Annotated in this window: 20 protein-coding genes; 8 read left to right on the forward strand and 12 right to left on the reverse strand. The window is 58.8% G+C overall.

Annotation, left to right across the window (positions count from 1 at the left end; all coding sequences use genetic code 11):
• Positions 1–38 precede the first annotated feature (38 nt).
• From IYV58_RS05575 to IYV58_RS05590, 4 genes are read left to right on the forward strand one after another with little or no spacing between them, the layout of a single operon-like run.
• Entirely contained in the window at positions 39–707 is a 669-nt protein-coding gene (locus IYV58_RS05575; protein WP_004133761.1) for an EcpB family pilus assembly chaperone, read from the forward strand.
• 25 nt (positions 708–732) lie between these two features.
• Positions 733–3,258, forward strand: a complete 2,526-nt coding sequence (locus IYV58_RS05580) for a fimbrial biogenesis outer membrane usher protein (RefSeq protein ID WP_195729473.1) — start codon at positions 733–735, stop codon at positions 3,256–3,258.
• 19 nt (positions 3,259–3,277) lie between these two features.
• Positions 3,278–4,891: a fimbrial adhesin EcpD gene (ecpD, locus tag IYV58_RS05585; RefSeq protein WP_227676925.1), complete on the forward strand. Its 1,614-nt coding sequence runs from the start codon at positions 3,278–3,280 to the stop codon at positions 4,889–4,891.
• Positions 4,860–5,564, forward strand: coding sequence for a fimbria/pilus periplasmic chaperone (locus IYV58_RS05590; RefSeq protein WP_004129473.1), 705 nt, complete (start codon positions 4,860–4,862; stop codon positions 5,562–5,564). Before ecpD ends, IYV58_RS05590 begins: the two co-directional genes overlap by 32 nt.
• Positions 5,565–5,591: 27 nt before the next feature.
• Here IYV58_RS05590 and IYV58_RS05595 read toward each other — a convergent pair whose 3' ends face one another.
• Genes IYV58_RS05595 through IYV58_RS05610 form a run of 4 tightly spaced genes read right to left on the reverse strand, consistent with a single transcriptional unit; the run spans position 5,592 to position 8,656 of the window.
• A complete protein-coding gene (locus IYV58_RS05595) occupies positions 5,592–6,275 on the reverse strand; it encodes an amino acid ABC transporter permease (RefSeq protein WP_004129475.1) in 684 nt (227 codons plus the stop codon).
• Positions 6,265–7,017 (reverse strand): amino acid ABC transporter permease, encoded by a 753-nt coding sequence (locus IYV58_RS05600; protein ID WP_004129476.1) that lies wholly within the window; start codon positions 7,015–7,017, stop codon positions 6,265–6,267. Before IYV58_RS05600 ends, IYV58_RS05595 begins: the two co-directional genes overlap by 11 nt.
• Entirely contained in the window at positions 7,014–7,832 is an 819-nt protein-coding gene (locus tag IYV58_RS05605; RefSeq protein WP_004133749.1) for an amino acid ABC transporter ATP-binding protein, read from the reverse strand. The genes IYV58_RS05600 and IYV58_RS05605 overlap by 4 nt, the downstream gene beginning before the upstream one ends.
• A 14-nt stretch (positions 7,833–7,846) precedes the next feature.
• Positions 7,847–8,656 (reverse strand): ABC transporter substrate-binding protein, encoded by an 810-nt coding sequence (locus IYV58_RS05610; RefSeq protein ID WP_195729475.1) that lies wholly within the window; start codon positions 8,654–8,656, stop codon positions 7,847–7,849.
• Positions 8,657–9,092: 436 nt separating this feature from the next.
• On the opposite strand from IYV58_RS05610, the gene IYV58_RS05615 reads away from it, so the two are divergent.
• Entirely contained in the window at positions 9,093–9,275 is a 183-nt protein-coding gene (locus IYV58_RS05615; protein ID WP_004129481.1) for a hypothetical protein, read from the forward strand.
• A gap of 107 nt (positions 9,276–9,382) precedes the next feature.
• Here the strand turns inward: IYV58_RS05615 and IYV58_RS05620 are convergent, their stop codons facing one another.
• The 5 genes from IYV58_RS05620 to IYV58_RS05640 form a co-directional block, all read right to left on the reverse strand.
• Entirely contained in the window at positions 9,383–10,078 is a 696-nt protein-coding gene (locus tag IYV58_RS05620) for an ABC transporter ATP-binding protein (RefSeq protein ID WP_004129484.1), read from the reverse strand.
• Complete coding sequence (locus IYV58_RS05625) at positions 10,071–10,853, reverse strand: ABC transporter ATP-binding protein (protein WP_004129487.1); 783 nt, start codon at positions 10,851–10,853, stop codon at positions 10,071–10,073. Before IYV58_RS05625 ends, IYV58_RS05620 begins: the two co-directional genes overlap by 8 nt.
• Positions 10,840–11,889, reverse strand: a complete 1,050-nt coding sequence (locus IYV58_RS05630; protein WP_004129491.1) for a branched-chain amino acid ABC transporter permease — start codon at positions 11,887–11,889, stop codon at positions 10,840–10,842. The genes IYV58_RS05625 and IYV58_RS05630 overlap by 14 nt, the downstream gene beginning before the upstream one ends.
• Positions 11,889–12,788, reverse strand: coding sequence for a branched-chain amino acid ABC transporter permease (locus IYV58_RS05635; protein WP_004129493.1), 900 nt, complete (start codon positions 12,786–12,788; stop codon positions 11,889–11,891). Before IYV58_RS05635 ends, IYV58_RS05630 begins: the two co-directional genes overlap by 1 nt.
• 153 nt (positions 12,789–12,941) lie before the next feature.
• Positions 12,942–14,048 carry an ABC transporter substrate-binding protein gene (locus IYV58_RS05640; RefSeq protein ID WP_024359092.1) on the reverse strand — a complete coding sequence of 369 codons (1,107 nt, stop codon included), beginning with the start codon at positions 14,046–14,048 and terminating at the stop codon, positions 12,942–12,944.
• On the opposite strand from IYV58_RS05640, the gene IYV58_RS05645 reads away from it, so the two are divergent.
• Positions 14,041–14,184, forward strand: coding sequence for a hypothetical protein (locus IYV58_RS05645; protein ID WP_162626045.1), 144 nt, complete (start codon positions 14,041–14,043; stop codon positions 14,182–14,184). The two genes, IYV58_RS05640 and IYV58_RS05645, sit on opposite strands and share 8 nt — an antisense overlap.
• 260 nt (positions 14,185–14,444) lie before the next feature.
• On the opposite strand, the gene eutC is transcribed toward IYV58_RS05645, so the two are convergent.
• From eutC to eat, 3 genes are read right to left on the reverse strand one after another with little or no spacing between them, the layout of a single operon-like run.
• Positions 14,445–15,221: an ethanolamine ammonia-lyase subunit EutC gene (eutC, locus tag IYV58_RS05650; RefSeq protein WP_004129497.1), complete on the reverse strand. Its 777-nt coding sequence runs from the start codon at positions 15,219–15,221 to the stop codon at positions 14,445–14,447.
• Positions 15,218–16,606, reverse strand: coding sequence for an ethanolamine ammonia-lyase subunit EutB (locus IYV58_RS05655; protein WP_087828302.1), 1,389 nt, complete (start codon positions 16,604–16,606; stop codon positions 15,218–15,220). The genes eutC and IYV58_RS05655 overlap by 4 nt, the downstream gene beginning before the upstream one ends.
• 11 nt (positions 16,607–16,617) lie before the next feature.
• Positions 16,618–17,997, reverse strand: coding sequence for an ethanolamine permease (eat, locus tag IYV58_RS05660; RefSeq protein ID WP_195729476.1), 1,380 nt, complete (start codon positions 17,995–17,997; stop codon positions 16,618–16,620).
• A 290-nt stretch (positions 17,998–18,287) separates the two neighbouring features.
• On the opposite strand from eat, the gene mmuP reads away from it, so the two are divergent.
• Both mmuP and mmuM read left to right on the forward strand, forming a co-directional pair.
• On the forward strand, positions 18,288–19,694 hold the full coding sequence (gene mmuP, locus IYV58_RS05665; RefSeq protein ID WP_004129511.1) for an S-methylmethionine permease: 1,407 nt from the start codon (positions 18,288–18,290) through the stop codon (positions 19,692–19,694).
• Positions 19,681–20,613, forward strand: a complete 933-nt coding sequence (gene mmuM, locus IYV58_RS05670) for a homocysteine S-methyltransferase (protein ID WP_004129514.1) — start codon at positions 19,681–19,683, stop codon at positions 20,611–20,613. Before mmuP ends, mmuM begins: the two co-directional genes overlap by 14 nt.
• The last annotated feature ends 35 nt before the right edge of the window (positions 20,614–20,648 follow it).

The following is a 20,648-nucleotide window of genomic DNA, read 5'->3' on the forward strand; positions in this document are numbered from 1 at the left end:
GGAACGTCCCCCTGCCTTATTTCACGGACTGAATTCATATGAAAAAACACATTCTGGCCATCAGCCTGTTGCTCAGCACAATGACGCCAGCCCTGGCGCTGGATGTGGGCGATATCTCTTCATTTATGAACAGCGAAAGCAGCACGCTGAGTAAAGAGATCAAGAACACGACCGACAGCGGTCGCTTAATCAACATCCATATGGAACGCCTCTCTTCGCCGCTGGATGGCGGTAAGGTGATCCCGATGGATAAGCAGGACGAGATTTTACTGACCCCGGCTAGTCTGCTGCTGCCCGCGAAGGCCAGCGACGTGATCCGCTTTTTCTACAAAGGCCCGGCGGATGATAAAGAGCGCTATTACCGCATCGTCTGGTTCGATCAGGCGCTCAGCGATGCCCAGCGCAATGGCTCGACCCGCAGCGCGGTCGCCACCGCCTCGGCACGCATCGGCACTATCCTGGTGGTGGCGCCAAGGAAAGCAAACTTTCGCTATCAGTACGCCAACGGCACGCTGGTCAATACCGGTAATGCGACGTTGCGCATTCTTGCCTACGGCCCGTGTCTGAAGCCGGCTGACGGTAAAGAGTGCAAGGAAAATTACTTCCTGATGCCGGGTAAAGAGCGTCGCTTCACGCGCGTGAACGTTGCGGACAAAAAAGGACGGGTTGCGCTCTGGCAGGGCGAGCAGTTTGTTCCCGTGAAATAGACATTTCTTATGACGGATCAACATCATGGCTCAACCAGGGATCGCTCCAGGATTAAAAACACTCTTTGCCTCCGGCATGGTCATTTTGCTGGTTCCATTTAGCGTCACTGCCGCCTCCGACAAAGTACAGCAAATCGGCGGCGTGATTATCCCCCAGGCCTTCAGCCAGGCGCTGCAGGACGGAATGAGCATTCCTCTGTTTATTCACCTTGAAGGCAGCACCGGCACCCAGGACGATCAGCGGATCGGCAATGCCTTTATCTGGCTGGATAACGGCGTGTTGCGCGTACGGCAAATTCAGCTGGAAGAAAACGATAATAACGCCACCGTCAGCGATCAGACCCGCAAACAGCTCACCGCGCTGGCCAATGAAGCTTTCAGCAAAGAACTCAACATTAGCCTCACAGATGATGCGCAGCTACAGCTCAGCCTGCGCCAGCTGCTGCTGCAGCTGGTGGTGAAAAAAGAGGCGCTGGGTACGGTACTCCGCTCGCGCAGCGAAGATATCGGTCAGTCCAGCGTCAATACCCTCAGCAGCACGATGAACTATAACCTCGGGGTCTATAACAACCAGATGCGTAACGGCGGCAATAATACCTCCAGCTATCTGTCGTTGAACAACGTCACCGCGCTGCGCGAGCACCACGTGGTGCTCGACGGCTCGCTGTACGGTATTGGCTCCGGCAATCAGGACAGCGAAGTCTATAAAGCGATGTATGAGCGCGACTTTGCCGGTCACCGTTTTGCGGGCGGGATGCTGGATACCTGGAATCTACAGTCCCTTGGCCCAATGACCGCCGTTTCGGCAGGGAAAATTTACGGCGCTTCCTGGGGCAACCAGGCCAGTTCGACGGTATTTGATAACAGCCAGTCGGCCACGCCGGTGGTCGCCTTTTTACCCGCCGCCGGGGAGGTCCATCTGACCCGCGACGGGCGCCTGATGAGCGTGCAGAACTTTGCCATGGGTAACCACGAAGTGGACACCCGCGGCCTGCCTTATGGGATTTATGATGTCGATGTTGAAGTGATTGTGAACGGCCGGGTGGTCAGCAAGCGTACCCAGCGGGTCAATAAATTGTTCAGCCGCGGACGCGGCGCCGGCGCGCCGCTGGCCTGGCAGTTCTGGGGCGGTAGCTTCCATATGGACCGCTGGTCCGAAAGCGGTAAAAAGACGCTGCCGGCAAAAGACAGCTGGCTGGCGGGCGCATCGGCCTCCGGGTCGCTCAGCACCTTAAGCTGGGCGGCGACCGGCTACGGTTACGATAACAACGCCGTCGCCGAGACGCGCCTGACCCTGCCGATCACCGAGTCCATTAACGTGAACCTGCAGAATATGCTGGCCAGCGACAGCTCCTGGAGCAGCATCGGCAGTATCAGCGCCACGCTGCCCGGCGGCTTTAGTTCGGTGTGGGTCAACCAGGAAAAAACGCAGATTGGCGACCGGATACGGCGCAGTAATGCCGACAACCGGGCTATCGGCGGCACGCTGAACCTCAATTCACTCTGGTCAAAGCTGGGTACCTTCAGCATCAGCTATAACGACGACCGCCGCTATGACAGCCACTACTACACGGCGGATTACTACCAGACGCTTTACACCGGCTCATGGGGATCGCTGGGCCTGCGCGCGGGCCTACAGCGCTTTAATAACGGCGACAGCAGCGCCAGCACCGGGAAATATATTGCGCTCGATTTCTCGTTGCCGCTCGGCAACTGGTTCAGCGCCGGGATGACGCACCAGAATGGCTACACCATGGCCAACCTGTTGGCGCGTAAACAGTTTGATGAAGGCACCATCCGTACCATCGGCGCCAACGTTTCGCGGGCGATTTCCGGCGACACAGGTGATGATAAAACCCTCAGCGGCGGCGCGTATGCTCAATTTGATACCCGCTACTCCACCGGCACGCTGAATGTGAACAGCGGCGTGGATGGCTATGTGAACACCAACCTGACCGCCAACGGCAGCGTGGGCTGGCAGGGGAAAAATATCGCCGCCAGCGGCCGCACCGACGGCAACGCCGGGGTGATTTTCAAAACCGGCCTTGAGGATGACGGCAAGCTGAGCGCTAAGGTGAACGGCCGTATTGTTCAGCTCTCCGGCAACCGTAATTACCTGCCGCTGTCGCCGTACAGCCGCTATGAAGTGGAGCTGCAGAACAGTAAAAACTCGCTCGACAGCTACGACATCGTGACCGGGCGTAAGAGCCAGCTGACCCTTTATCCGGGCAACGTGGCGGTGATTGAGCCGGAAGTGAAGCAGATGGTGACGGTCTCCGGGCGTATCCGCGCGGAAGACGGCACGCTGCTGGCCAACGCGCGCATTAATAACCATATCGGTCGTACCCGCACCGATGAGAACGGTGAGTTTGTGATGGACGTGGATAAAAAATATCCCACCATCGATTTCAGTTACGGTAAAAACCAGAGCTGCGAAGTGGCGCTGGAGCTGAGCCAGGCGCGCGGCGCGGTGTGGGTGGGCGATGTGGTCTGTAGCGGCCTCTCCACTTATGCCCGCACGCAGCAGACAGGAGAAGGTAATGAAAGCTAAATGGCTGGCATGTTTAGTGATGTTCACGGCATCGCTGAGCGTGACGCGGGTCAACGCAGCGGTCACCAAAACCACCTGGCCGGATGCGGCGGCCATGCAGTTTGTGTTTGTCGAAAACAACTCGGATGATAACTTCTTCGTCACCCCCGGTGGGGCGCTGGACCCGCGAATGACCGGGGCCAACCGCTGGACGGGGCTGAAATATAACGGCTCGGGCACTATTTATCAGCAGAGTCTGGGATACATCGATAACGGCTATAATACCGGTCTGATTGCCAACTGGAAGTTTGATATGTGGTTTGATAACTCCCCCACATCTCATCCGTTACAGGGGCTGCGCTGTATCAACTGGTATGCGGGCTGCGATATGGCCACCAGCCTGATTCAGCCGCAAACTACCGACGCCAGCGGTTTCTATGGCGCGACGGTAACCAGCGGCGGGCAAAAGTGGATGCATGGCATGATGTCCGATGCTTTCTACCAGTATCTGCAGCAGATGTCGGTGGGCAGCAGCTTCTCAATGACCATTAACTCCTGTCAAACTTCTGTTAACTATGACGCTACCAGCGGCGCGCGTTGCAAAGATCAGGCTTCAGGTAGCTGGTATGTACGTAAAGTCACCCATACCAAAGCGGCAAACCTGAAGCTGATTAACACCCATGCGCTGGCAGAAGTGTTTATCAACAGCGACGGGGTTCCGACGCTGGGCGAAGGCAACGCCGACTGCCGTACGCAGACGATTGGCCCCCGTTCCGGTCTGAGCTGCAAAATGGTGAACTACAATTTGCAGCATAATGGCCTGAGTAATACCTCAATTCATATTTTTCCGGCGATCAGCAACTCGGCGCTGGCCTCCGCGGTCGGAAGCTACGATATGCAGTTCAGCCTGAATGGGAATTCATGGAAACCGGTGAGCGGCATCTCTCAGTACTACACGTTTAATGAGATGAAATCATCTGACTCGGTTTATGTATTTTTCTCCAGTAACTTCTTTAAGCAGATGGTCACGCTGGGCATTAGCGATGTGAATACCAAAGACCTGTTTAATTTCCGTTTCTATAACACCACCTCGCCGGAGTCAGGCTGGTATGAGTTTTCCACGTCCAACACGCTGATTATTAAACCGCGCGACTTCAGCATCAGCATTATTTCCGATGAGTATATCGCAACGCCGACGCGCGAGGGCTACGTGGGCACCGGCGAGCCGTCGCTGGACTTTGGCTATATTGTCACCACCAGCGGCAAAACCGCCGCCGATGAAGTGCTCATTAAAGTGACCGGGCCAACGCAGGCGATCGGCGGACGTTCATACTGTATTTTCACTTCACCGGACGGTACGTCGAGAGTGCCGTTCCCGGCGACGCTGGCGTTTACCACCCAGACAGGGGCTATCAAAACGTATGACGCCGGATGTGATGATACCTGGCGCGATATGACCGATGCCCTGTGGTTAACCACGCCGTGGACGGATATTTCCGGCGACGTGGGACAGATGGACAAAACGACGGTGAAGTTTTCCATTCCGATGGATAACCCGATATCGTTGCGCACGGTGGAAGATAACGGCTGGTTTGGTGAAGTGAGTGCTTCAGGAGAAATTCATGTTCAGGCGACGTGGCGTAACATTAACTAATTTGCTGCGGATGCTTATCTGTCTGCTGTCGCTCGGATTGGCGACCGCGGCACAGGCCATCTCGGTCGGTAATTTAACTTTCTCGCTGGCGGCGGAAGATAATTTCGCGTCTAAACGGGTCATTAATAACAATAAAAGCGCCCGCTTGTATCGGGTCTCTATTGTCGCTATTGACCGTCCCGGCGGCAAAGAGGTGCGCTCCCGTCCGGCGGACGGCGAGCTGCTGTTTGCCCCGCGCCAGCTGACCCTTCAGGCGGGGGAGAGCGAATATTTTAAGTTTTACTACCACGGCCCGAAAGATAACCGTGAGCGCTATTACCGGGTCTCCTTTCGTGAAATACCCACCCGCAATTACGTGATGCGTAATCAAAGCGGGACGGAAGTGAGTATGGATCCAGTGGTGGTAGTGGACACAATCCTGGTAGTACGCCCGCGCCAGGTACAGTTTAAATGGGCCTACGATCGTGCGGCGGGTACCGTCAGCAATACCGGGAATACCTGGTTTAAGCTGCTGATTAAGCCCGGCTGTGATACGACGGAAGAGGAAGGAGACGCATGGTATTTACGGCCGGGGGACGTTGTCCGCCAGGCCACGCTGCGCCAACCGGGGAACCACTACATCATCTATAACGATAAATTTATTAAAATGACCAAAGACTGCCCGGTGAAGTAACCGGGCAGCTTTTTTCGCACTTCGTCGCTAAGCCGCGCGCCCGGCATACCGGCGATTCGCCAGCAGGCTCAGGCCGCAGCACAGCAAATAATAAACCGCGCCGGTAAAGACAAAAATCGCCAGTGGGTAAATCTGCACCCGGTTATTCACCTGTCCGGCGACGGTGGTCAGTTCAGGCACGTTGACGATAAACGCCAGCGAGGTGTCTTTGAGCAGGCCGATAAATATCCCAACCAGCGACGGCTGAACGTTGCGCAGAGCCTGCGGCAGCAGAATCAGGCGCAGCGTCTGTCCGGGGGCAAAACCCTGGGTCAGCGCCGCTTCGTACTGCCCGCGGGGCAGCGATTGCAGGCCCGCCAGCACCGAGTGCATCACCGACGCGGCGGTAAACCACGCCAGCGCCACCGTGACGGTGACAGCGCCCGGTAGATCGCTGCCGGTGAGCATGGGTAGCAGATACCACAGCCAGAAAATCACGAAAATCAGCGGGATGCCGCGAATAATCTCCGCCCACAGAAATAATAATCGCCGCACGATGCCGCCGTAGCGCCAGGCGATACCCGCCAACAGCACCCCGCCGGGCAGCGCCAGCGCGGCGGCGCCGATAGCCATCAGCAGCGTTAACACCACGCCGCCGGGAATACCGTCCGCCAGTCGTCCCCACAGCAGATAGTCGAGGTTATCGACAATCACCGCCAGATTAGCGTTCATACCCGGCTCTCCTTTGCTGATTTTTTCCCGGGCCGAGACGCGTCAGCGCCACGCCCATCACCACGCCAAGCGCCAGATACAGCGCGGTGCCGATGGCAAAGGCCTCCAGCGCATGCGCGTTGTAACTCTCAATTTGCCGCACCTGATAGGTGAGTTCGGCAAAGCCGATGCCGCTCGCCAGCGAAGAGAGCTTCATCAGATTCAAATACTGGCCGATAATCGGCTGCCAGGCGTTTGCCAGCCCCTGCGGCAGCAGAATGTGGCGCAACTCCTGCCAGGGGGTAAACCCCTGCGACAGCGCCGCTTCCCGCTGACCGTGGCTAACGGCGCGCAACCCGGAAGCGATCTCTTCGATCAGAAACGCCGAAGTAAAGACCCCAAGCCCCCACATGGAGCAGAGAAACTCCGGCGTTAGCCACCAGACGTTGCCCGGCAGAATCGACCAGCTGTGGTCGTCGTTAATAAAATCGCGCGCCCCCAGCGGCAGCAGATTCCAGGCGGCAAAATACCAGAACAGCAGTTGCACCAGCAGCGGCGTATTGCGGAACAGCGATACCCAGGCCGCCACCAGCCAGCGTCCGGGCCGGCCGCCCCCGAGACGCAGCGCCAGCAGCAGGATAGCCAGCACGGTCGCCAGAATCATCCCGGCGACGCTGACCCAGACGGTGGTGAGAAAGCCGGAGATTATCCATTGCAGCGGCTGTCCGCTCAGCACGCCATGCCAGTCAAGATGCGGGATCACGCCTCACTCTCCTGGTGCAGCGGGTCGAGCACCTTCTGCAGGAAACGGCGGGTGCGGGCGTGCTGCGGTCGGGCGAAAAACTCGGCCGGCGGCGCGACTTCGAGAATATCGCCGCCGTCGATAAACACCACCCGATCGGCAATTTCGCGGGCGAACTGCATTTCGTGGGTCACTACCACCATGGTGATCCCGCTGTGGGCCAGGGTTTTCATCACCTGCAGCACTTCGCCGATCATCTCCGGGTCCAGCGCCGACGTAGGTTCATCAAATAGAATAATCTGCGGCGAGGAGGCGAGGGCGCGGGCGATTGCCACCCGCTGCTGCTGGCCGCCGGAGAGCTGGGCCGGCATCTGCCCGGCTTTATCCGCGAGGCCAACCTGGCTGAGCAGCGCCAGCGAGCGCTCGCGGGCGGCGCTTTTGCCCCAGCCGTGGACGCGTTCCAGCGCGAGGGTGATATTCTCCTGCGCCGTCAGGTGGGCGTAGAGATTAAACTGCTGAAAGACGAAGCCGACCCGGCTGCGCAGTTGGCGCAGGGCGCTGCCGGTAAGCTGGCGCGTCGGTTTGCCGTCGATCAAAATCTCGCCGCCGCTGAGGGACTCCAGCTGGTTGATCAGGCGGATCAGGGTTGATTTACCCGAGCCCGAAGGACCGAGGATCGCCACCACTTCGCCGGGTTCAACCTGTAAATTTACGCCGTTCAGCACCCGATGATCGCCGTAGCTTTTGGCGACATCGCGGAACTCAATGCTGGCGCGCTGCAGATGCGAAAAATCCGCGGACGATGCCGCGGAGCGTGAAAATAGAGCCGATAACATAATCTTTTTTCTGCTTATTTAGCTTCGATAGTAAAGGCGCGCGGCTGCGGGGTTTTGGTGCTCAGGCCAAACCAGACGTCGTAAATTTTTGCCGCTTCACCGGATTTTTCCAGCTTAACCAGCTCGTCATTTACCGCTTTCAGCAGGGCCGGTTCGCCTTTCTTCACGCCGACGCCAATCTCTTCTTTGCTCAGCAGATCGGGGATGATTTTGAAGTTGGCCTTGTCCGGCGCTTCCGCCAGCAGTCCAGCGAGGATGGTGCTGTCCTGAGTAATGGCCTGCACGTTGCCGTTGCGCAGGGCGGTCAGCGCCAGCGGAATGTCGTCATAGGAGAGTACGCGCGATTGCGGGAAACGCTGATGCAGCGCCTGTTCGCCGGTGGTGCCTTTTACCGCGCCGATGCGCGCTTTGCTGTAATCATCAAGCTTATCCGGGGACTTCGCCGGGACGAGGAACTGCTGGCCGGTCACGAAGTAAGGCGTTGAGAAATCAATCACCTGGGCGCGCTCCGGGGTGATGGTGATATCGGCGACGATCAGGTCGGCCTTACCGGACTGCAGCAGCGGAATACGGTTGGCCGGGTTGGTGGCGACCAGCTCCAGCTTAACGCCGAGAGATTTCGCCAGCGCTTCGGCGAAGTCCACGTCGTAGCCGACGATTTTATGCGTTTTCGGGTCTACCGAGCCGAACGGCGGGTTGGCGTCGAAGGTGGCGACTTTGACCACGCCGGCGGCTTTGATATCGGCTAATTGATCGGCCTGAGCCTGCGCGGCGAGCACCAGCATGCCCAGCGCCAGCGCGATTTTTGTTTTTGCAATGCGCATGGTTATTCCCCTGAATCCCTGTTTTGTTTTGTGTTTATCACGCTCCCACAAATCGCCCGTCGGCGGCAAAGAAGAAAAAGTTCTTATCTATAACGAAAAAGAACTTAACAAAATTGTGGATATTGTTTACCCGTTCACGGGTAACGGTGAGGCATTTTCTGCGGATTGAGAGTGAACGGAACCCTTGCGCACAGAATTACAAATCAGGCTCCGGCAAACGCTGCGGGTCCTTCCCAGCCTGCGCTGCGCTTGGTTGGGCTACGGGGCCTCAGTCGTCTGGGGTCGTGTAGCCCGGATAAGACGTTTGCGTCGCAATCCGGGAAAGGCCGCAATATGCATCCCACAGAATTACAAATCCGGAATTGATATTTCCCGTCCGTCGTCAACTGTGGTTGAAATAGACCCAGGCAAAAATGCTTCCCGACGGAGGAGAAAAATGAAAGTGGCGCTGTGGCAACGCATAACGGGCTGGCTGGCTTCTTTATCTGGATCTGGCGGAGAAGCCGGGCAGCAGGATACCCAACGCATTATGGAGGCAATATTACCGGTCGCCAGTCTCTATGGAATTGAACTTGGCAACGTAGAAACAAGGTGGTTTCGCCATGATAAAACATACTGAGCGGCGCAGGACGCGTGAAGCCTACTGGAACGAGGTGTGCTTTGTGTAGCGCGAGGCTGTTTGCGGTTGCGGCGACGCAGGAAGCGATGCCGCAGCCCTGAACAGCTTTATCCTCCAAGATACATCCGCTTAATCTCCGGATTCGCCAGCACCTCCGCCGCCGGACCAGAGAGCATAATCTTCCCATTTTCCAGCACATAGGCGCGATCGGCGATGGTCAACGCCGCTGTGGCGTTTTGCTCCACCAGCAGCACGGTAATATTCTCCTCCCGGAGCTGCTTAATCGTCGCGAACAGCTCACCGACAATTTTCGGCGCCAGCCCGAGGCTTGGTTCATCGAGCATCAGCAGTACCGGCTCGCTCATCAACGCTCTGGCGATGGCCAGCATCTGCTGCTCGCCGCCGCTCATGGTCCCCGCCATCTGGGTACGCCGTTCTTTCAGCCGGGGAAACAGACTGTACATGCGATCGCGCAGGCGGGGAAAGCCGGCGAGATTGTTGTAGGCCCCCATGCGCAGGTTTTCTTCGATGGTCAGATTGGTGAAGATGCGTCGCCCCTCGGGCACCAGCGCCAACCCCTTACGCACAATCTGGTGCGTCTGGCTGCGGGAAATATCCTCGTTGAGAAAATTGACCCGCCCGGTAGAGCGCACCAGGTTGACGATCCCGTTGAGGGTGGAGGTTTTTCCCGCGCCGTTGCTGCCGATTAAGGTCACGATCTCCCGGTCGTGAATATCAATATCCACCCCTTTCAGCCCCTGAATCACGCCGTAAAATACTTTTAACTCGCGCGCGCTAAGCATAACGAACGTCCCCCAGGTAGGCGGAAATGACGTCCGGATCCTGAATGGCTTCGGACATCAGGCCGCTAAACAGCGGTTTGCCGTACTCCAGCACCATCACCCGCTCGCACAGCTTGTTAACGAACGGCATGTCGTGCTCAATCAACAGCACGCTGAGCTGGTAGTCGTCACGCATACGGAAGATCAGATCCGCCAGATCTTCCGTTTCTTTCGGGTTCATTCCGGCGGCGGGTTCGTCGAGCAGCAGTAATTTTGGCGACGTCGCCAGCGCGCGGGCGATCTCCACCTTACGTTGGTTGCCGTAGCTGAGGTTGGTGGCCTGCACGTCGGCGAAATGGGCGATGCCGATGTCGTCCAGAATCGCCATCGCTTTGGCCTTTGCCGCCCGCTCGGCGGGAAAATAGCGGCCAATATGCAGCGCTGCTTCCAGCAACGAGTAGCGGCTGGCGCTGTCGAGGCCGACCATCACGTTTTCTAATACCGTCATTGAGTTAAACAGGCGGATGTTCTGAAAGGTGCGGGCGATCCCGGCGTTGACCACCCGGTTCGGCTTCAGCCCTTTTAGCGATTTTCCCGCCAGGGTCACGCTGCCGCTGGTCGGTTTATAGTTGGCGGTAATCACGTTAAACATGGTGGTTTTACCCGCGCCGTTCGGGCCAATCAGACCAAAAATTTCCGCCTCGTCGACGTGGAAACTGACGCTGTCGATGGCCCGCAGGCCGCCGAACTGCATGGTCACGTCCTGTACCTCTAAAATGACCTTATTTTGCGCCATAGCCGCGACCTCTTTTTCCCACTTGCCAAATCTCTTTTTTGCCCAGCAGACCTTCGCGAGCGAACAGCATGATGATCAGCAGCAGCAGCGAGAACACCACCATCCGCAGGCCCGGATACGCGCCGAGATCGTGACCGAAGAACTGGAGCGGCTGGTCGAGAAAGCGCAGCCACTCGCCGCTGCCGACCACCAGCACGGTACCGAGCAACGCGCCGGTGGTGCTGCCCAGGCCGCCGAGCACGATAATAATCAGCAGCTGAAAGGTGAGCATAAAGTCGAACAGGCCCGGCGAAATGGTGGTCAACAGCGAGGCCAGCAGGCCGCCGCCGATCCCTTCGAAGAAGGCGCTGGTGGCGAAGGCGCAGGTTTTAATGCGAAACGTGTTCACCCCCATGGCGATGGCTGCGTCTTCGTCGTCGCGCACCGCTTTCATCATTCGCCCGTACTTCGACCACACCAGCTGCAGAATCATCCCGGTCGCCAGCAGGGCGAACAGCCCGCACCAGAACAGCAGATGCGGCTGTTGCGGGATGTCGTTGAGGCCAATCGCGCCGTTGGTGATCTGCGGGTTGTTGATAGCGAGGATTTTAATGATAAAGCCGAAGCCGAGGGTCACAATCGCCAGGTAGTCGCCGCGCACGCGGAAGACCGGCAGGGCCAGGCACACCGCCAGCGCTGCCGCGCACAGGCCGCTGATCAGCAAGGCGGGCAGGAAACCGGCGTGCAGCACGAGGATCCACGGGCTGGGCGCGGCCATCTCAAACATATCCAGCTTACTGTCGCTGGAGAGGATCAGCAGGGCGGTGACGTAAGCGCCGACCGCCACAAAGCCGTTGGGCTCCAGCGACAGCTGCCCGGTCACGCCGTTGATCAGGTTGTAGCTGACCGCGAGGATCATAAAGACAAAAATGGTACTGATGACGCGAATAATGTAGTCGTTGAAGACGACGTTGATCCCGGCCAGCAGCGCGATGCAGAGAACAATAATGACCAGGTTGCGCAGCTGCGCCCCGGCGGTAGTCGTAGCGTTGAGCATCAGAAACGGCTCCTTTCCAGACGTTCATCGCCCATAATGCCAACCGGGCGGAACAAGAGGACCAGAATCAAGAACATAAAGGCAAAGGCGTCTTTGTAGCCGCCCAGCTCGGGAAAGAGGGCGACCGCCACCACTTCGGTAAAGCCGAGGATAAAGCCGCCGAGCACCGCGCCGGTGACGCTGCCGATCCCGCCGAGTACTGCGGCGGCGAACGCCTTCAGGCCAATCAGCACCCCCATCAGCGGATCGATGGTGGGGTAGCTGATGGAGTAGAACACCCCGCCCAGCGCCGCGAGGCTGCTGCCGAGGGCGAACACCAACGAGATAATGCGGTTGGCGTCGATGCCCATCAGGCGCACGGTATTGACGTCGAAGGCCACCGCGCGTATCGCCATCCCGTAGCGGGTACGGTACAGCAGCCAGAGGATCGCCAGCAGCAGCAGGACGGTGATCAGCGGCACGATCCACGCCACGTTGGTGATAATCACGTCGCCAAAGGCGCGGGTGTTGTTGAAAAAGTCCGGTGCGGAAAAGAAACGCGAGCTGCCGCCAAACAGCACGTTGAACAGGTTTTCGAGGAAAAAGCTGACGCCGATGGCGGTGATCAGCATTGAGATTTTGGAGGCCTGGCGCAGCGGGCGATAGGCCACCCGGTCGATCAGCATCCCGAACAGGCCGCACAGCGCGAGGGTCAGGAAAACGGCTACCCCGAAGGGTAGCCCAATGGAAGAAAACAAAAACAGGGTGGTAAACGCCCCGACCATCATCACGTCCGCATGGGCGAAGTTGATCAGGCGCAGCACCCCATAAACCATCGTATAACCGATGGCAATCAGGGCGTACATGCCCCCAAGGCTCATTCCATTGACCACTTGCTGGAGAAAAATGGCACCATCCATCTGATATCTCTCTTATTTTCCCTAAATAATTCGAGTTGCAGGACAAAACGGTTAACCGTTTTGAACAGTGCTTGCGCTGGCCCCGTAGGGGCGAGGCTCATGGATGAGCCGAGTAACACAGCCAGCGCACATGCAACTTGAAGTATGACGGGGTTAAGGATTAACCACGGTACGAAACGCCAGCTTGCCATCCTTCACTTCGTTGATGACCGCGCTGCGGATAGCGTCGCCGTTTTGTAACGTCAGCGTACCGGTCACGCCCTGGAAGTCCTTAGTGGCGCGAATTTTTTCGTTAACGCAAACCCGGTCGTGCGGGTCGCTGCACTGGTTCATGGCGTTGATAATGACGTTATAGGCGTCCGCCGCCATCGCGCCCCAGGTGTGGGTCGGCTGCTGGTATTTGGCTTCCCAGGCTTTAATAAACACCTCGCCCGCTGGCGTTTGCTCTTTGGCGTTAGGTGAGTAGTAGTCGGTGGTCATATAGCCGTTGACCGCGTCTTTACCGACGTCAAAAAAGACCTGATCCGCCGCCAGTCCGTCGCCGCCGACCACCGGTTTGCTCAGCCCCAGCTGTTTAGCCTGTACGGCGATGAGCGCCCCTTCGGTGTAGTAAATCGGCATATAAATCATGTCGACGTTCTTCGCCTTCACGCTGGCCAGCTGGGCCTTAAAGTCTTTGCTGCCGCCGGGGGCCTGAACTTCGATAGGTATGGTGCCGCCATTTTTCAGGAACTGCGTGCGGAAGGCCTTCGCCAGACCGACGGAGTAGTCGTTGCTGCTGTCGAAAACGATGGCGGCGGTTTTGGCCTTCAGATCGCGCGAGGCGAGGTTAGCGCCGACCACGCCCTGGAAGCTGTCGGAGAAGCAGACCCGGCTGACGTAAGGATGGTTGCGGGTGACGCGGTCGTTGGTGGCGGTTGAGGAGACCAGCGGCGTTTTGCTGTCGTCGGCGATTTTGGTCATCGCCAGGGTATTGGAGGAGGTGACTTCGCCGATCACCGCGTCGACTTTATCGCTGGAGACCAGGCGCTGCATGGCGTTAGCGGCTTCGACCTTGTCGCTCTTATCGTCAATCACGATAAGCTTCACGGTGTCGCCGTTTTTTAACGTCGGCGTAATGCTCTGGATAATATCCAGTCCTTTTTGCGACGGCTGACCGTAGCCGCTCAGCGCGCCGCTCAGTGGCAATACCACGCCGATTTTAATTTCAGCCGCCTGCGCGCTGCTGGCACCGACCCACGCGGCAACCAGCGTGGCCATTAAAGACGCTTTCCCGGAAAACTTGTTCATTGCTACCTCACCGTCGGTCGATTATTTATCTTTAACCATCAATGACTGCATAACATTGAGACATAATTCACCAGGATATCCGGCGAATTATTGGCTGTTATGTTGAATAGATAACGAGATATATTTAATGCGCAGAATTACCTTACAACGTCCGTTTCGTTTTTACTCATGCAATATTCTTATTACCTGCAGGAAAGGGCATAAGGCTGATGAAAATACTGTTTTTAGTACGGTGAGCGCATTTTGCCAGGTGGCGGCTGACGCCTTACCCGGCCTGGAAAATCCGCAATTTCAGCGCGCGCCCGAATATAATATCCAGGTGCGCTCGATAATATTAAAAATCTATTCTGCTGTTCGCGTGACTTATTATTTTAACTGGCTCAACGGTTTTATTTTTCCATGCAGCGCCGGATTATCGCTTTCATCTTTCAGGCGCACTCCGGTAAGCCGCCGCAAAAAGGCCTGCTCCAGTAGCCAGGCCAGCTTAAAAGCGGCGGCATCAAAGCTCAGCCCTTCCGGACGGATATTAGAAATACAGTTGCGCTCCGACTCCAGCCGCTGGCGATGCGGCTGCCAGGTTAAATACACCCCGAGGCTGTCCGGCGAGGAGAGCCCGGGCCGTTCGCCAATCAATATCGCCACCGCTCTGGCCTTCAGCGTTTCGCCTATATCATCGCCCAGCGCGACCCGCGACTGGTGCGCCAGCACCACCGGGGCCAGGCTCAGGCCGAGGGTTTTCAGATAGGGCAGCAGGGCGCGAATCAGCGGTACCGCCTGGCGCTGCACGGCGTACGACGACAGCCCGTCGCCAATCACCAGCAGCAGGTCGGCGGGGCGCGCGCCGCTGGTGGCGAGGTCGGCGCGGCTCTCTTCGTTCAGCTGTCGCCCAAGATCCGGGCGATTCAGATAGACATGGCGATCGCTGGCGGCGCTGCGCACGGTCAGCGTCGACAGCCCCAGTTCCGCCAGCGGCTGGACTAACTGGTCGCTGGCGAAAGGCTGGTGAATCGCATCGCGCGCCCGGGCGTGGGCGAGGCCGAAATTCAGCACTTCGCGGGTCGGCAGGCTGGCGCCGCTGCGCCCCAGCGCAATCCGCGCATCGGTAAATTCACGCAGCGGGTTCCAGGCGTCGGGAGGATTCATACCGGTTCTCCTTGCGGCAGGACGGAAAGCAGCGGATGGCGGGCATCGGTCAGACGCAGCGCGCCGTGGCGGTCAATAATCTGCATCTTCGTCAGCCAGTCGGCGAACTCAGGCGCATGCTGCAAGCCCAGCAGTCGGCGGGCGTAAAGGGCATCGTGGAACGAGGTGCTTTGGTAGTTGAGCATAATATCGTCAGCCCCCGGAACGCCGATCAAAAAGGTCAGCCCGGCCGCGCAGAGCAGCGTCAGCAGGGTATCCATATCGTCCTGATCCGCTTCGGCGTGATTGGTGTAGCAAACGTCGCAGCCGATGGGCAGCCCCATCAGCTTGCCGCAGAAGTGATCTTCCAGCCCGGCGCGGATAATCTGCTTACCATCGTACAGATACTCCGGGCCGATAAAGCCCACCACCGTATTGACCAGCAGCGGCTCAAAATGGCGGGCGACGGCGTAGGCCCGGGCTTCGCAGGTCTGCTGATCAACGCCGTGATGGGCGTTGGCGGAAAGGCAGCTGCCCTGGCCGGTTTCAAAATACATTACGTTGTTGCCCAGCGTGCCGCGGTTCAGGCTAAGCGCCGCTTCCCGCGCTTCCTGCAGCAGCGCCAGATTAATGCCGAAACCGCTGTTGGCGGCTTCGGTACCAGCCACCGACTGGAACACCAGATCCACCGGCGCGCCGCGCTCAATCAGCTGCAGGGTGTTGGTGACGTGGGTCAAAATGCACGACTGAGTGGGGATGGCGAAGCGCTGAATAATATCGTCAAGCATATGGTTTAGCTGCGCCAGCACTGGCAGGCTGTCGCTGGCCGGGTTAATGCCGATCACCGCGTCCCCGGCGCCGTACAGCAGGCCGTCGAGCATGCTGGCGGCGATGCCTTTCATATCATCGGTCGGGTGATTGGGCTGCAGGCGCACGCTCAGGCGCCCCGGCAGGCCGATAGTGTTGCGAAAACGGGTCACCACCCGGCATTTGCTGGCGGCGAGGATCAGATCCTGGTTACGCATCAGCTTGCTGACCGCAGCTGCCATCTCCGGGGTGATAGCCCTTGCGACCTCGCGCAGCGCTGCCTCGTCGGTGGCGTCATCGAGCAGCCAGTCGCGAAAATCGCCGACCGTCAGATGGCGAATCGCCGCGAAGCCCCGACTGTCGTGGGTATCGAGGATCAGGCGGGTCACCTCATCCTGCTCGTAGGGAATCAGCGGATTATCGAGAATCTCGGTGAGCGGAACCTCCGCCAGCGCCATTTTGGCCGCCATCCGCTCTTCGGCGGAGCCGGCGATAACGCCCGCCAGCGCGTCGCCGGAACGCGCTGGGGAGGCCTTCGCCATCAAGGTTTTCAGACTATCAAAGCGCCATACCTGGCCCGATAGCGTGGTTTTATACATGTGTCGCCTCCTCAGGAGACCGTACGCAGCTGCGGATCCACCGCCGCGCGCTGGCGGGCCGCTGCGGTCTTGCGAAACCACAGGTAGCCGCCGAGCATCATGGCGGCGAAAATCAGCGCCAGCAGCGTGTTGTACCAGACCATCGCCACCAGGCAGAGTACCGCCATGGCCAGGGCGAAGGCCGGCGCCCACGGATAGAGCGGCGCGCGGAACGGTCGAATCAGCTTCGGCTCGCTGCGGCGCAGTTTAAACAGCGCCGCCATCGAGGTGATATACATAACAATAGCGCCAAATACCGACATCGTGACGATACAGGCGGTCAGCGGCATCCCGCTAATGGTGATCAGCGAATCGGAGAAAATGGCGGCGATGCCCACCACGCCCCCGGCGAGGATCGCCAGATGCGGCGTGCGGGTGCGGCGGTTCAGCGTCGCCAGGTTGGCGGGGAGATAGCCCGCGCGCGCCAGCGAGTAAATCTGCCGCGAGTAGCCCATGATAATCCCGTGGAACGAGGCCACCAGGCCGAAGAGCCCCAGCCACACCAGCATATGCAGCCAGCCGCTGCTGTTGCCGACCACCATTTTCATCGCCTGCGGCAGCGGATCGTTAATATTGGCCAGGGTTCGCCAGTCGCCCACGCCGCCGGCAAAGATCATCACGCCGATCGCCAGCACGGTCAGAGTCAGGATGCCGCCGCCCAGCGCCCGGGGAATGGTGCGCTGCGGATCTTTAGCCTCTTCGGCGGCCATCGATGCGCCTTCAATCGCCAGAAAAAACCAGATAGCAAACGGGATGGCGGCAAACATGCCCGGTAGCGCCAGGCCGCTGAAGCTCTCCGCGCCCGCCCAGCCGTTAGCGGTAAAGTGGCTCCAGGAGAAACCCGGCGCGACAACGCCCATAAACACCAGCAGTTCGAAAATCGCTAATAACGTCACCACCAGCTCAAAGGTGGCGGCAATGCCCACGCCGAGAATATTCAGCGTCATAAAGATGATGTAGGCGCCGCAGGCCACCCATTTGGGGTCGAGCGCCGGAAACTGCACGTTAAGGTAGGCGCCGATGGCCATGGCGATGGCGGGCGGGGCGAAGACGAATTCAATCAGGGTCGCGAAGCCGGCGATAAACCCGCCGGTCGGGCCAAAGGCGCGGTAGGCGTAGGCAAATGGACCGCCCGCATGCGGAATGGCGGTGGTCAGCTCGGTAAAGCTAAAAATAAAGGCGCAGTACATCGCAGCGATGGCCAGCGCGACGATCATAAAGCCCAGCGTCCCGGCCTGGGACCAGCCGTAGCTCCAGCCAAAATACTCTCCGGAAATAACCAGCCCAACGGCGATCCCCCATAAGCGGAAACTGCCGAGCGTTCTTTTTAGCGTTGTGGTTTGCTCTGTCATGTTCGTTGCCTCGCCAGATAAAGATATCGGGAGGGTTGCAAAGAGAATGCCAGGGCATACCACCGATAAACGCGGCGGTTTACGCCAACGAGGATCAAAAAAGGGGCAGACCGCAACCGGCGGGAGAGCCGCCGTGGTGCAGTTGCCCGCAAATGTGGCGTTGCTGGTGCACGATGGCGCCAGCATCTTTTTTACGCCATCGCGCCAGGTCGCTTTGCAATTTAGCAGTGGTCGCGGTATAAGGAATCTCTTACTTGGATGTTTAGATGTCTATACGCCCATGAGGTCAAATGCAAACAACACAACAACAAGGTGGGCAGCTTAAGCGCACCATGAAGACCCGCCACCTGATCATGCTGTCGCTGGGTGGCGTTATTGGCACAGGGTTATTCTTTAATACCGGCTATATCATCTCCACCACCGGAGCGGCGGGTACGCTGCTGGCCTATCTGATTGGCGCGCTGGTGGTCTGGCTGGTGATGCAGTGTCTGGGCGAACTCTCGGTGGCGATGCCGGAAACCGGGGCGTTTCACGTCTACGCCGCGCGCTATCTTGGCCCGGCGACGGGATATACCGTCGCCTGGCTTTACTGGCTGACCTGGACCGTGGCGCTTGGCTCCAGCTTCACCGCTGCCGGGTTCTGCATGCAGTACTGGTTTCCGCAGGTGCCGGTATGGGTCTGGTGCGTGGTGTTCTGCGCGGTTATTTTCGCCCTCAACGTTATCTCTACCCGCTTCTTTGCCGAAGGTGAATTCTGGTTCTCGCTGGTGAAAGTGATCACCATTATTGCTTTTATTATTCTCGGCGGGGCGGCGATCTTCGGCATTATTCCGATGCAGGATGGCTCGCCGGCGCCGGGGCTGCGCAATATCACCGCCGAAGGCTGGTTCCCGCACGGCGGTCTGCCGATCCTGATGACCATGGTGGCGGTCAACTTCGCCTTCTCCGGCACCGAGCTTATCGGCATTGCGGCCGGGGAAACGGAAAATCCGCATAAAGTGATTCCGGTGGCCATTCGCACCACCATCGCCCGGCTGATTATCTTTTTTATCGGCACCGTCTTCGTGCTGGCGGCGCTGATCCCGATGCAGCAGGCGGGGGTAGAGAAAAGCCCGTTTGTGCTGGTGTTCGAAAAGGTGGGGATCCCCTACGCGGCGGATATCTTTAACTTTGTGATCCTGACGGCGATTCTGTCAGCGGCCAACTCCGGCCTCTACGCCTCCGGGCGGATGCTGTGGTCGCTCTCCAATGAAAACACGCTGCCGGCCTGTTTTACCAAATTGACCAAAAACGGCGTGCCGCTGACGGCGATTTCGGTGAGCATGCTCGGCGGCGTGCTGGCGCTGTTCTCCAGCGTCGTGGCCCCGGATACGGTATTTGTCGCGCTGTCGGCGATTTCCGGCTTTGCGGTCGTGGCGGTATGGCTGAGCATCTGCGCCTCGCACTTTATGTTCCGCCGCCGCCATCTGCAGCAGGGGAAGGCGCTAAGCGAACTGCACTACCGCGCGCCGTGGTATCCGCTAGTGCCGGCGCTGGGATTTGTGCTTTGTCTGGTGGCCTGCGTGGGTCTGGCGTTTGACCCGAGTCAGAGGATTGCGCTGTGGTGCGGGATCCCGTTCGTGGCCCTGTGTTATGGTGCGTATTATCTGACTCGTTCACGGAAACTCACCCAGGAGCCTCAACATGTCGCAGAATAATCCGTTAACCGCCCTCCTTGACGCAAGGCCCTTTATCCTGCTGGACGGCGCGATGGCGACAGAGCTGGAAGGGCGCGGCTGTAATCTTGCCGACAGCCTGTGGTCGGCGAAAGTACTGGTCGACAATCCGGAGCTTATCCGCGAAGTTCATCTCGACTATTTCCGCGCCGGTGCGCAGGTGGCGATCACCGCCAGCTATCAGGCGACGCCGGCGGGCTTTGCCGCCCGCGGGCTGGATGAAGCGCAGTCGAAAGCGCTGATCGGCAAAAGCGTCGAGCTTGCCCGTAAGGCGCGGGAGGCGTATCTGGCGGAAAACCCGCAGGCGGGCGCGCTGCTGGTTGCCGGTTCGGTCGGGCCGTACGGCGCCTACCTGGCGGACGGCTCGGAGTATCGCGGCGATTATCTCCGCAGCCATGAAGAATTTCAGGCGTTTCATCGTCCGCGCGTTGAAGCGCTGCTCGACGCCGGGGCCGATCTGCTGGCCTGTGAAACCTTGCCCAACTTCGCCGAGATTAAGGCGCTGGCAGAGCTGCTGACCGCCTATCCGCGCGCGCGGGCATGGTTCTCGTTTACCCTGCGCGATGCGCAGCATCTCAGCGACGGCACGCCGCTGCGGGAAGTGATTGGGGTGCTGGCAAACTATCCGCAGGTGGTGGCGCTGGGGATTAACTGTATCGCGCTGGAAAGCACCACCGCCGCGCTGGCGCATCTGCATAGCCTGACGGCGCTGCCGCTGGTGGTTTATCCTAATTCCGGGGAGCACTATGATCCGGAGTCCAAGACCTGGCATCACCACGGCGAAGCCTGTGAAACGCTGGCGGGATATTTACCTCAGTGGCTGGCGGCGGGGGCGAAACTGATTGGCGGCTGCTGCCGCACGACGCCGAAGGATATTGCCGAACTGAACGCACGGCGTTGAGTTTGCGCCGGGTAGCGGCTGATGCTTTACCCGGC

Origin of the sequence: Klebsiella sp. BDA134-6 (genome assembly GCF_015601345.1) — a bacterium.
In the GTDB taxonomy this organism is placed as follows: Bacteria; Pseudomonadota; Gammaproteobacteria; order Enterobacterales; family Enterobacteriaceae; genus Klebsiella; species Klebsiella grimontii.

Bases quoted from the DNA above. Each gene is read 5' to 3' on its own strand.
- IYV58_RS05625 (WP_004129487.1), bottom strand. From the start codon at position 10,853: ATGGCGCAAAATAAGGTCATTTTAGAGGTACAGGACGTGACCATGCAG.
- IYV58_RS05590 (WP_004129473.1), top strand. From the start codon at position 4,860: ATGTTCAGGCGACGTGGCGTAACATTAACTAATTTGCTGCGGATGCTT.
- IYV58_RS05620 (WP_004129484.1), bottom strand. From the start codon at position 10,078: ATGCTTAGCGCGCGCGAGTTAAAAGTATTTTACGGCGTGATTCAGGGG.
- mmuM (WP_004129514.1), top strand. From the start codon at position 19,681: ATGTCGCAGAATAATCCGTTAACCGCCCTCCTTGACGCAAGGCCCTTT.
- IYV58_RS05595 (WP_004129475.1), bottom strand. From the start codon at position 6,275: ATGAACGCTAATCTGGCGGTGATTGTCGATAACCTCGACTATCTGCTG.
- IYV58_RS05640 (WP_024359092.1), bottom strand. From the start codon at position 14,048: ATGGCCACGCTGGTTGCCGCGTGGGTCGGTGCCAGCAGCGCGCAGGCG.
- IYV58_RS05655 (WP_087828302.1), bottom strand. From the start codon at position 16,606: ATGTATAAAACCACGCTATCGGGCCAGGTATGGCGCTTTGATAGTCTG.
- IYV58_RS05615 (WP_004129481.1), top strand. From the start codon at position 9,093: ATGAAAGTGGCGCTGTGGCAACGCATAACGGGCTGGCTGGCTTCTTTA.
- eutC (WP_004129497.1), bottom strand. From the start codon at position 15,221: ATGAATCCTCCCGACGCCTGGAACCCGCTGCGTGAATTTACCGATGCG.
- mmuP (WP_004129511.1), top strand. From the start codon at position 18,288: ATGCAAACAACACAACAACAAGGTGGGCAGCTTAAGCGCACCATGAAG.
- IYV58_RS05605 (WP_004133749.1), bottom strand. From the start codon at position 7,832: ATGTTATCGGCTCTATTTTCACGCTCCGCGGCATCGTCCGCGGATTTT.
- ecpD (WP_227676925.1), top strand. From the start codon at position 3,278: ATGTTCACGGCATCGCTGAGCGTGACGCGGGTCAACGCAGCGGTCACC.
- IYV58_RS05580 (WP_195729473.1), top strand. From the start codon at position 733: ATGGCTCAACCAGGGATCGCTCCAGGATTAAAAACACTCTTTGCCTCC.
- IYV58_RS05635 (WP_004129493.1), bottom strand. From the start codon at position 12,788: ATGGATGGTGCCATTTTTCTCCAGCAAGTGGTCAATGGAATGAGCCTT.
- IYV58_RS05575 (WP_004133761.1), top strand. From the start codon at position 39: ATGAAAAAACACATTCTGGCCATCAGCCTGTTGCTCAGCACAATGACG.
- eat (WP_195729476.1), bottom strand. From the start codon at position 17,997: ATGACAGAGCAAACCACAACGCTAAAAAGAACGCTCGGCAGTTTCCGC.
- IYV58_RS05630 (WP_004129491.1), bottom strand. From the start codon at position 11,889: ATGCTCAACGCTACGACTACCGCCGGGGCGCAGCTGCGCAACCTGGTC.
- IYV58_RS05610 (WP_195729475.1), bottom strand. From the start codon at position 8,656: ATGCGCATTGCAAAAACAAAAATCGCGCTGGCGCTGGGCATGCTGGTG.